The following is an 11,453-nucleotide window of genomic DNA, read 5'->3' as shown; positions in this document are numbered from 1 at the left end:
TCTTGTAGCCAGGTTTCAAATAGTTCATTCAGAAGTCGCACTTTCATAAATTCATCCAGTTGGGCGGGGATAAATTTTTCCAGCCGCAAAATCACGAACCAATCAGCAATACGGGTAGGGGGCAATATCTGACCTGGTTGACTACTAGAAAGCATTTTATTTTAAATTATCATTGTTGATAAATCAATCCTTTGTCTATATCCTGTTATTTTTATGACTTCTTGTGTTCTGTATCCCTTCGCTATGAGTCAGATTATTCGGAACCTTGTGCGTTCTATCGGAAACGTATGTTTAAATATATATACTGTGTAGCAATCTAGTAACTGCATAACAACCGCATGATTTATGAGTAGATATGCGACCCATTGAAGTTTTGCTAATTCAAGATTCCCCTAGTAATGCTAATCTAACAATCTAAAGCTTTTTAAATGCCCAAATCGCCAATAACTTGCACTGGGGTGAGGATGGTAAAAATGCTATGAACAATTTACGAGAGCAAGAAGAGTTTACTAATGTTTCCTGTCCAGATTTAATCTTACTCGACCTGAATCATTTAGCCCTCTTTTGTCACTTTCGGCATAGAATAATCTGTAACCCTTGCCCAGATAGGATTTTAACTGTAGAGCTTTGTTTGAAGGTTTCTATTAGCTTGCGGTTGCTAATCTTCTCACTAAATCTAGGTTTCATCATTTAGCCCCAATTTTTATTTCCCCAGGCTGACAAAAGAGGGCTAGGAATAGATGGGCGCAAAGTGTTGATAGAAATTGTATTTTTGTTGTCATAATTAGTACTTAAAATGATGGATATCCTACTTTTTGGCTGATATATGATAGAAGTAATTGGGTTAGAAATTTAAATTGTTACAACACCAGAGAGTTAACCTGTCTGATGAATAAAGAATCAGGAGATTATCTAACGATATAACCCTGTACTTATGGAAAAGCTCACAATTCACATTCTATTAGTAGAAGATAGTCGCAGTGATGCCCATCTGCTACGCCGATTAATTTTGTATGCAGATCAAGAACAATGGCAGATGTTACATGTTGAACGGCTATCTGAGGCAATAAATGCTAGCAGGCAAAACTCCGCTTTCACCTTTGATAATTCTCAAATAGCGAGTATAAAACAACGCAGATTCGATCTAGTTCTGTTAGACCTTAGCCTCCCAGACTCTATTGGACTGGATACTTTGAAAGAATATCGGGCAGCAGTACCCGATATTCCAGTTGTGGTGTTAACAGGTCTTGATGATGAAAATTTAGCGCTGCAAGCATTAGCCGAAGGTGCACAGGACTATCTTGTTAAAGATCAAATGACGATACAACGGTTAGTACGTGCTATTCGCTATGCCATTGAAAGGAGCGAAATTCTCAACCAACTACGGGAGAGTGAAGAACGCACGCGTCAAGCGCTGGCAAAGGAACAGGAACTCAACGAGTTAAAGTCGAACTTTGTAGCAATGGTTTCCCACGAGTTCCGCACCCCCATGACCACTATCCGGACGGCTGTAGATATCCTTGAATACAACAGCAAAAAACTAACTGATGATCGAAGAACTAAATATTTTGAGCGAATACAAAATGCTATTAACCAGATGCTTCATCTTTTAGATGAGATATTGTTTTTGAGTAAAACTGAAGCAGCAAAACTGGAATATAAACCTACACTTGTGGATTTAGTAAATTTCTGTACCGAACTTACAGATATTCTTCAAGTGAATGCAGGTAGCCAGCATAGCATTATCTTTACCTTTCAAGGTGAATTCACCCAAGCCCAAATAGATGAGGATCTCCTAAATTGTATCTTCACAAATTTGATTTCCAATGCCATCAAATATTCTCCTCAAAATAGCATTATTTGGTTTGATTTAATTTGTAAAGATCGCCTTGCAACTTTCCAGGTAAGAGATCATGGAATGGGCATTCCTCTCAAAGACCAAACCAGTCTGTTTCAAACCTTCTATCGTGCCAGTAATGTAGGTGTAATTCAAGGAACAGGACTCGGACTCACTATAGTTAAAAAATGTGTGGAGCTACATGGTGGCCATATTCAATTAGAAAGTGAGCAAGATGTTGGCACAACAGTAATAGTGACTCTGCCACTGCAATGACCAAACTGAATTTGTGCATTTTTGTGCATTAGATAAATTTTGCCACTAAAGCACTACTACGAGCCTTTAGGCGTAATCTAGGACTTATGCACACTTTACGAATTTTTATTTATGAGACGCAGCGCGTTGACGGAGTCTCTTGCAAATAAGACGCCGAGAGCGCCTTTACAGTTAGAGCAATTAAGCTTTTTAAAGATTTTTGCATAAGTCTTGTAATCTTTAATTGAGTGTTGAGTTTAAAAAAGCGATTTCCTCTCAAAAGTATTTTGCTCATTAAGCGTGTCACTATAGAAAATAGAGCAGCAAATTGAGCAATAGGAAGATTAAAGAACGCTGTGCAGATAACATTCTTAGGTACGAGTTCCGGTGTACCCACACGAGCGCGCAATGTTTCCAGTGTCGCCCTAAGATTACCCCAAAGGGCAGAACTATGGTTATTCGATTGTGGCGAAGGCACCCAGCATCAAATTATACGGAGTGAACTGAAAATCAGCCAACTCTCGCGAATTTTTATCACTCATATGCACGGCGACCATATCTTTGGCTTGATGGGACTTCTTGCTACTTGCGGCTTGGCAGGCAATGTAGAACGAGTTGATATATATGGCCCACCTGGATTAAATGATTATATTCAAGCCGCCTCTCGTTACTCTTACACACACTTTTCCTACCCCATTAAAGTCCATCCCATCCGTCCAGGGATAATTTATGAAGACAATGACTTCACCGTTAGCTGCGGTAATTTGCATCATCGCATTACAGCTTTCGGCTACCGCGTAGCCGAAAAAGACCGATCAGGGCGCTTTGATGTCGAAAAAGCCAAGGCATTGCAAATTCCTCCTGGTCGGATTTATGGTCAACTTAAGCGCGGTGAAACAGTGACACTTGCAGACGGACGGGTGATTGATGGCACTCAATTATGCGGTCCTACAGAAATTGGTCGAAAAATTGCTTATTGTACAGACACAATTTATTGTGATGGTGCAGTGGAATTAGCTCATGATGCAGATGTATTAATTCACGAAGCAACATTTGCCCATCAAGATGCAGATATGGCTTTTCAGCGGCTGCATTCCACAACCACGATGGCAGCCCAAACAGCTTTAGCTGCTGGGGCACATCGACTAATTATGAGTCATTTCAGTCCCCGCTATGCTCCTGGCAATACCTTAGAATTGAAGGATCTGCTTCAAGAAGCGCGTGCTATTTTTCCCCGCACTGATATGGCTTATGATTTCATGATTCATGAAGTACCCAGGCGACGGGAAGTAGAATTAACCAAGGTAGGCGTTTAAATTTTGGATTTTAGATTTAAGATTTTTTATTGAACCTTTATAATCTAAAATCTAAAATTAACCAGGCTCTAGCTTAGATTTTAGTAATCTAACTCATAATATCCAGCAAATAGATAGCAGTTTAGTTTGAGTAAGTAAGTCAAGTAATTAACCAATAATGTACGGTTCATTAAGTGTATCAATAATCTACAAAGATTATGGTTAAGATATTATTTTTAATGTGTTTTTTATATTACAAGTTATCAAAATTACTTTAATAATAGATTAATTTGTAAATCAGAGAATTTTTTACTGAAATACTTAGGAAAAATAATTAATTTTTCGTCAAGATTTTTCTTGCTTTAATAAAATATTTATTAAAAATTTATTCTTCCAACACTGATTAAGAATTTATATGCGTGAATTGATGAACATGAAAGCACTAGTTGGCATAATATTGTGCCAAGTGAGCTGTCATTATTGGAAGAATAATTAAGTATGCTATTGCGGCTATAGGTGTAAAAAACATTTCATATTTCTCATAAATCTTCCAAATAAATATAGTGTTTCGATATTAGAGGAGTTTGATAGTGGCTAAGACTAGTCTGAATCAAGAGCAACAGATTACTACTTCAGCACAAGGCGCAGTTGACATCAGACAAATATCTACTATTTTGCTTCGCCGACGTTTGCTGGTTTTGGGGGTTTCCTGTGTAGTTATGTCAGCTGCTAGCCTCCTAGCTTTCATTACCAAACCTATTTACCAAAGCAATATGCAGATATTGGTGAATTCCAATTTATCTGAAGGGGCACAGTTAAATAATATCCCGGTAGAGAAAGATACTCAGGTTACTGATTCTAATTCTGAAATTATTGATTCCACTACTCAGATGAAACTCATGCTGAGTTCTAAGTTGCTTCAGAAAGCTGTAGATTTACTTCGTTCTGATTATCCTGATATTACCTTAGAGGATATTAATGGTCAAACAGAACAAAACAAAAAAACATCTCTAAAAGTGACTCTAGAAAAGGGAGGTATAGGAGCTAACAAAGTTTTTAGCCAATTATTTAAAGTTTCTTTCTATGATAATGATCCAGTTAAAGCACAAAGAGTACTTAAAGCTCTACAGAAAGTCTATCAAAAATACAATAAAGAGCAACAACAAGAACGTCTCAATCAAGGACTGGCTTTTGTAAATGCTCGTCTACCTGAGATAAAAAAAGAAGTAAGTAAAGCTGATAAAAATTTGGAGCAGTTTCGCAAGAAACATAAATTACTCGATCCCGAAGCTCAAAGTAAAATCCTGCTAGAATCTCTAGCTGATATTCAAAAACAGCTACAAAGCACTCGTGCACACCTTCAAGATGTAAAGGTTCGCTACGAGAATCTAGAGCAACAAATAGCCTCGTCATCTCAGCAGAATGCACTAATTTCTTCTCGTTTAAATCAGTCAAGCCGCTACCAAACGCTATTGAGTGAAATTCAAAAGACTGAACTAGGGTTGGCTAAGGAGCGGTTGCGCTATACAGACGATTATCCATCGGTACAAAAACTAAAGCAGCAACGTCAAAGTCAACTGTTGCTATTACGACAAGAGGTGAAAGCTATTACTACTAGTAATAAAGGAGAACCGCTCTTAAAAGGGCAGATGGTAGAGGTTGAGCCAAAGCTAGTAGACGAGTTAATTTTGTTACAAACAACTGTCTTAGGATTAACTGCTAATGAAAAGAATCTAGCCGAGTCAGAACAGCAACTTCGCTCTGAGCTAAATAAATACCCAAGCTTAATAGCAGAGTATAACCGTCTACTGCCAAGGGTAGAAACTAGCCGCAAAGCCCTTGAACAAATACTCCAAGCCCAACAATCTTTAGGGTTAAAAATTGCTCAGGAAGGATATAACTGGCAAGTTTTGGCAGAACCGACTCTGGGTACTTATATGGGAAACAAAAGATTATTACTTTTGGTTGGAGGAGCGGTAATTGGGCCGATTTTAGGTATCTTAGCAGCCCTGATTTTGGAAAAGTTTAATGACGCTATTTATTGCGTGGGAGATTTAAAGAAACTGACGAACCTACGTGTACTGGGATCAGTACCAAAACTACCGTCGCGTGGTGTCAAAAAGCAGAGGCTGATCCTGCCTTGGAATAGGCGGCGAAGTTTAGATTCCTCTGTAATAGAAGCCAGTACTAGATTACCCGTCCATGAAACCCTGGACATGATCTACCAAAATATTCAAATATTAAAATATCCCTTACCTTTCAAGTCGTTGATGTTGACTTCAGCACTACCAGGGGAAGGGAAGACGACCCTAGTATTAGGGCTGGTAGCTAGCGCTACCCGGATGCACCGACGGGTATTAGTTATTGATGCTAATTTACGTAATCCTAGCCTGCACAAAATCCTGGAACTATCTAATGACTGGGGGCTATCTCTGTTACTAGTTGATGAGACAACTACTCATTTTCAAGATTACATCCAACCTATTCACCCCTGTATTGATATTTTGACTGCTGGGCCTGAACCAGAAGACACGGTGAAGTTACTCAGTTCTCAACGGATGAAAGAACTAATAGAGTTGTTTGAGCAAACATATGACTTAGTACTGATAGATACTTCGCCTATTTTAAGTACAGTTGATGCCAGGATTGTGGCAACTTTTTGCAATGGGATCGTAATGGTAGAACGCATGGGAAAAGTAACCCGAACTGAAGTGGCTCAAGCAACAGAAATTTTGAGTAAGTTGAATTTAATTGGAATTATCGCTAATGAAGTGAGCAATTCTCAAAAAGTATTGGCATCGTAGGTAAATCGAATAAGATGCAAAAAGTAGCAAATACAGTAAGGAAGTGGAAGCTTTCTCTTTTTGACAGGAGGGTAAAGGCTAAGAGCGTTAACAAGTCTGAGAGCGTCTAGTGATTTCCGTCGAATCCGTTAGCGAGTAATCGAGCGTCGGAATAAGCATCCTTCAAAGGGGGACGCTCTTGAAACTCTCTATATCCTTAGTGTCCTCTTTGGGGCGGTTTTCAAATACGATCGCACTAATATTTGTAAGATGAAACACGGACGATAACTTCTAATATGCGCGATCGCTCTTACCAGAGGTAGACACTTTTGCCAAGAACGAGTGTCAATATTATCTGATTTCTACCTGATAGCTAAAGCAAAATGCATAATTAGTAGGAGGTGGCAACCTCCTATGTTGGAGAAGTGTCTCATCTTAAAGTAGTAGACGCCATAATTCAAAGCGTCAATTAGATACTAATGTGATTTAGATGACCAGCATGAAATTCCAACTTTACTTAGGATTTTTATTTTCCCAGATTAAAGTACGTTATTGGTGGGTAAGTGTTCTCTTGTGGATTGCTTTGGTTGCCCCAGCCCAAGCATCTGTAATTCTCCGCGTGGCAATTGAGAGGGGCGTTAATCAGGTAAAAGTGGGCAGTTCCACCACTGGAATCGTCAAGGACAGTACCGGCCGGACTCTCGGACAATTACCAGCAATGAGTGCATATTATGCCCAAGCTGTTCCTGGCGGAGTTGCTTTAGATAAGTGGCAGTCTGGTTTATTTTGGATTGAGCCAACAGGTAAAGGATTCGTTTATATTGGCGATCGCTGGTATCGAGGTAGAACTCTGGTTGTCCCAACAGACAAAGGCTTAACTGCTGTTAACTGGGTTGATGATCAAGAGTATCTTTACAGCGTTCTCGGTGGCGAAATGAATGCCAGCTGGCCCCAAGAAGCACTAAAAGCCCAGGCGATCGCAGCCCGCACCTACGCCCTCTATGAACGAGAAAAACAACGGAATAATCCCATTTACGATTTAGGCAATACTCCCGATCGCTGGCAAATTTACAAAGGCGTCATCAGTGAATCTCCTGCTACTTACAAAGCAGTTGATGAAACAGCAGGGCAAGTACTAACTTATAAAAACAAGATTATTCTCTCAGTTTTCCACGCTTGTTCTGGAGGACACACCGAAAACGTGGAAGACGTTTGGGGAAATGCCTTGCCGTACCTGCGGGCTGTTCAAGACTATGATCAAAATATCAAGGAGTGTAATTGGGTAAAAACCTTCTCGACGAGTGATATTAGCGCTAAATTCCCTGAAGTTGGTAATGTGACGGCGATGATTCCAGAAACATTCTCGCCTTTCCGCAGTGTTAAAGCCTTGAAAATTGTCGGTAACAAGGGCACAAAGCTTCTACAGCGAGAAGAAGTCAGGACAGCCCTCAAGCTAAGAAGTACCCGCTTTAACGTTACCAAGGGAGCCGATGGTAGTTTTGTACTGCAAGGACTTGGCTTCGGTCATGGTTTAGGCATGAGTCAGTGGGGGGCGTACAATCTGGCTCGGCAAGGAGTAAACCATCTGCAAATTTTGGGGCATTATTATCAAGGTGTAGCTTTAACACCAATTCAGGCGAAATAGGAAGAAAGTTAAGAGTTAGGAGTTAGAAGTTTTAAATAAATTTTAATTATTTACTCCTCACTCTCAACTCTTGACTCTATTCCCCACTCCCACGTTCCAAGCGCCGTTGCCATTCAGCGTCAATTTGTGTAGAATGTTCAGCTTCTTGTTCGAGTAAGTCAGTTTCGCTGGAATACACTAAATCTTCGTTGCCAATGACTTTTTCTGTGGCAAATTGTTTGGCATAGTCGATCTTTTTTTGCAAAGATTCATCAGGACTTGCCAATAGCCTTGATCTGGAAAGGCGATCGCGGTTGCGATCGCCTATTTTGCGATTACGCCACTGAATCCAGAAATAACGCAATAACGGGATGCCTAAGAAACCTGCTCCGTAAGCCAATAGCAGCCAATAAATTCCTTGCACAAAAGCTACCAATCCACCTAATTGCACCGCAATAGTGCCATCTCTCAATAAACTTCCCAATACTAAAGCAAGAACAAAATTTAGTACACCTAACCCAGCACTCAGCATAATTTGCCCTGAACTTGCAGCACTAAAACGCCAGGGAAATTCCTCCAAGTGATCTGATATTGCATGACGGCGCTTTTTAACTGCACTCACCTGCAACTCTGGAAAGTAATAAACAATTTGCCCTTCTGGACTTACAGACGGTTGCCCATTAAATCGCGTCAGAACGGGCAGCATATAATCTTCGTACTCTCTTCTATATCCCTCGCCAATGTCATCCAAATATGGGACAATTTGTTCTGCTACCACTGCGCCACGGTTACTCCGAATCACCGTAGCAATTTCTTGCCATCGACGTTCTTCTAAGTTGGCATTAGGATTACCATCGCCAAACAAAAACGAAAACACAGCTTCAAAGAAATTCAGATTGCTTTCTTCTGGCCTTTCACGTCGCCGTTCCTGATAGTGGGTGTCATAATTTGGGCTAAGATACCAGAATAAATTTGGAAAATAGAAGAACCCCCCACCCCCAAAACTACTGCCCCGATTGTCGCCATCACGATCTGAATTGGCAGCAGTAATGATCATGAAGATGGTAACAGTTATAAGAGCGATGGAAACAGTTAAGAAAATTCCAAAAGAAATGCGAATCAGGTAAAACAGAACACTCCAGACCTTCTTCCACCATTCCTGCAATCGTAATCGGAAGTATTTATTACGCAAAATTGCTCGAAAATTTTGTGGAAAAAGGTAAACTATATCACCTGAATCCGCCACTTGCAAATGTCCCCCAGCATCAGATGCTAGGGCTAATAAGCTTTGATTAGCTTCAGCGACATTCAATCCTGCCTGGGTTGCCACGTCACCAACAGTGACACGGTAGCCCAGTTTTTCCACAGCTTGCATGATGGTGGGACTAGGAGCCATTGCTCTCCCCTCCTGTTGAAACTTAATTCTCTTTTCTTAAGTATAAAGTTTTATTTGAAGCGACTTGGCAGGGGTAGGAATGAAGCTTGAAATGATTAAGTATATAAATTACATTAATTTGGCAAACCGACACTGAAATATATTTACCTATAAATAAACGGACACACAGTATGTTATAATGATTTGCCTCGGCTTGGTTAACCAGCAAATTTTCTGCTCAAATATGGTTCAGTATACTCTCGCTCAAAGCCCAGAAATTATCCTTACTGTTTCTGGAAAAGATTCGGCAAAAGCCCGTGATAAAGCAATGGATCAGTTGATGGAACTGATGGATTCAGGAAAGCTACCCACGGAACTAGAAGAAGGATTTGGCCCTCAACAATTAATTGAAGTCAAAGAGTCAACTATTGATACTGCTAGTGGTGAGGATACAATTACACAAGCTGTCCAAGTTCTAAGTAACCTGGCGACACTCAAGTTGAAAGTTCAGGAGTCACGATCTGAAGCGTTGGAAATTCGCAAAGCGGTTGATGTTCTGTTCACCGATGAGTCGGTAACAGAAGAGGAAATTACTCGACTCAAGGAAGGTTTTAAAGTTCTCAAAAATTTTGCTCAAGCTAATCTGCGTTATCAGGAAGCGCGTTCTAAAGCAGAACAGGCTCGGCAGACTCTGGATCAAGCTCTCAAATCTCCTGAAAAGTAACATTTACAGAACTAGATGCATTGAGACGTATCTTAAAAATATAGTTAAATACTTTAAAAGACAGGCATAATAGCCTGTCTTTGTATTTACTGGGGCGCTAGGATTCGAACCTAGGGATGGCGGGACCAAAACCCGCTGCCTTACCACTTGGCTACGCCCCAACAACTTCACTCTAATTAATATAGCAGTTATTCCTGGGTTAATGTCAAGTATTTTAGTAGTTTATTTCGGATAAGGTTTTTGAAACTCTAAATTTAGGTACATAGAACATCAATTGTATAATATGTATTGTGTATAATTCGCAAGTTTGATCTATTGCAACAACGATCTTCAGCATTTACATAAATACTTGGCAAAAACCTTGGTTAGGATATGGATTTGTAAGGTTTTGGTATCTAAGGTGTTTACGGGCGATCGCACATGATAAGATGTGAATAAACATTACTGTTTCTTAAAAGCAGTTCTAATGGCATAGTAACACTTGCGACCAATGAAAGAAACAAGTCAAATTATCCTGCTACCTTGTTTCTTGAAAAAGTAAAGTTGCTTCTATCTAAAATGTATCTTCTTGGCATTAACTGTTTAATCAATTGTAATTAGTTCGAGAACAATTTTTTGTCTAGTTATAAAATGTAAAATTTGAGCTATTTTAATTAAAATAATTATTGAATAGCTACTTTGTGATTTAGTAATTATCCAGTTACTTGTTTTTGCAGAAAACATAGTTTTACCAGTAGATAGACCTTTGAGCTTTTCAAGTATTCTATAATTAGCGGTTTTGAATACCGAGCCACAGTTAGGTGCTGTATTATCTTGATGTTCTTTTGCCCAAACTTGTCTTGAAGTTAAAGGATTTTCAGTGAACTGTGTTTGTTCAAACTTGAAAACTGCGCTCAATATCAGTTTTGAGTGCATTCCAGTAAACATAGTTTCCCGATAATCCCGGACAATTTGACTATTTTCAAGTGTTTTTATACATCCATCCTCAAAGAAAGTTACACTTTCAACAAAGTCATATATTGTGCATCCATGTTGTCTTCCTCTACCAGCGTTCATAGCTAATGCACCACCAATAGTTGCTGGTACAGACGCAAGATAATAAAAAGAATTCATAGAGTTTTGATAACAGTACTTTAGTACTTCCATAATTGAAACAGAAGAAGATACTTCGAGTCTGTTATCAGGTAAAGGATTTGTGTACTTAGGTAGTTTATTTTTCAGAACCAATGAGCTGATATTTTTTTTAACAAACAGCGTGTTAGAGCCATTCCCAATAATGTAAATATTGACTTCCTTTTCTTTAGCCCAATTACAGTACTCCTGAAGGTCATCTACACTATTAATCTCTCCTACTCGCTCGAAGTTATGTCGAGTTCTATAGTGTGAAAGGCTGTTTGATGTTAAAGACTCAATCTTTAAATTAGACATCTGAACTCTTTCTACTCCTTTGGAACTTTAGATAAAAATAGATCATCTGTGATTTGGCAAACACTGTACAGCCATAAAAGAGGATATCCACTTATCCCCCAACTTATGACAATATAATGTTAAGTGCGTACT

General features: G+C 39.4%; 7 protein-coding genes, 1 tRNA gene and 1 pseudogene. 5 read left to right on the top strand and 4 right to left on the bottom strand.

Annotated features, from left to right (window positions below; genetic code table 11):
- Window positions 1-158: pseudogene (locus H6G26_RS42875) on the bottom strand (peptidylprolyl isomerase); the annotation flags it as partial.
- A 776-nt stretch (window positions 159-934) separates the two neighbouring features.
- Here H6G26_RS42875 and H6G26_RS27210 point away from each other — a divergent pair.
- The 4 genes from H6G26_RS27210 to H6G26_RS27195 all read left to right on the top strand — a co-directional run bounded on the left by H6G26_RS27210 (window position 935) and on the right by H6G26_RS27195 (window position 7,815).
- On the top strand, window positions 935-2,113 hold the full coding sequence (locus H6G26_RS27210) for a hybrid sensor histidine kinase/response regulator (RefSeq protein WP_190733052.1): 1,179 nt from the start codon (window positions 935-937) through the stop codon (window positions 2,111-2,113).
- Between the two features lie 335 nt (window positions 2,114-2,448).
- Window positions 2,449-3,408, top strand: coding sequence for a ribonuclease Z (locus H6G26_RS27205; protein ID WP_190733050.1), 960 nt, complete (start codon window positions 2,449-2,451; stop codon window positions 3,406-3,408).
- Between the two features lie 569 nt (window positions 3,409-3,977).
- Entirely contained in the window at window positions 3,978-6,191 is a 2,214-nt protein-coding gene (locus H6G26_RS27200) for a polysaccharide biosynthesis tyrosine autokinase (protein WP_190733048.1), read from the top strand.
- A 478-nt stretch (window positions 6,192-6,669) separates the two neighbouring features.
- The gene (locus H6G26_RS27195) at window positions 6,670-7,815 is read left to right on the top strand and encodes a SpoIID/LytB domain-containing protein (RefSeq protein WP_190733045.1); all 1,146 of its coding nucleotides are present in this window, start codon (window positions 6,670-6,672) and stop codon (window positions 7,813-7,815) included.
- Between the two features lie 76 nt (window positions 7,816-7,891).
- Here the strand turns inward: H6G26_RS27195 and H6G26_RS27190 are convergent, their stop codons facing one another.
- Window positions 7,892-9,190, bottom strand: coding sequence for a hypothetical protein (locus H6G26_RS27190; RefSeq protein WP_190733044.1), 1,299 nt, complete (start codon window positions 9,188-9,190; stop codon window positions 7,892-7,894).
- Window positions 9,191-9,413: 223 nt separating this feature from the next.
- On the opposite strand from H6G26_RS27190, the gene H6G26_RS27185 reads away from it, so the two are divergent.
- Window positions 9,414-9,893 carry a hypothetical protein gene (locus tag H6G26_RS27185; protein ID WP_190733042.1) on the top strand — a complete coding sequence of 160 codons (480 nt, stop codon included), beginning with the start codon at window positions 9,414-9,416 and terminating at the stop codon, window positions 9,891-9,893.
- A gap of 89 nt (window positions 9,894-9,982) precedes the next feature.
- Here the strand turns inward: H6G26_RS27185 and H6G26_RS27180 are convergent.
- Both H6G26_RS27180 and H6G26_RS27175 read right to left on the bottom strand, forming a co-directional pair.
- Window positions 9,983-10,054 (bottom strand) — tRNA-Gln (locus H6G26_RS27180).
- 421 nt (window positions 10,055-10,475) lie between these two features.
- Window positions 10,476-11,321 carry an FAD-binding protein gene (locus tag H6G26_RS27175; protein WP_190733040.1) on the bottom strand — a complete coding sequence of 282 codons (846 nt, stop codon included), beginning with the start codon at window positions 11,319-11,321 and terminating at the stop codon, window positions 10,476-10,478.
- Window positions 11,322-11,453: the final 132 nt, after the last annotated feature.

The sequence above is a fragment of the Nostoc sp. FACHB-888 genome (genome assembly GCF_014696655.1).
GTDB lineage: Bacteria > Cyanobacteriota > Cyanobacteriia > Cyanobacteriales > Nostocaceae > Nostoc.
The sequence above is the reverse complement of the archived record's forward strand: the minus strand, read 5'-3'. Positions and strand labels throughout refer to the sequence as shown.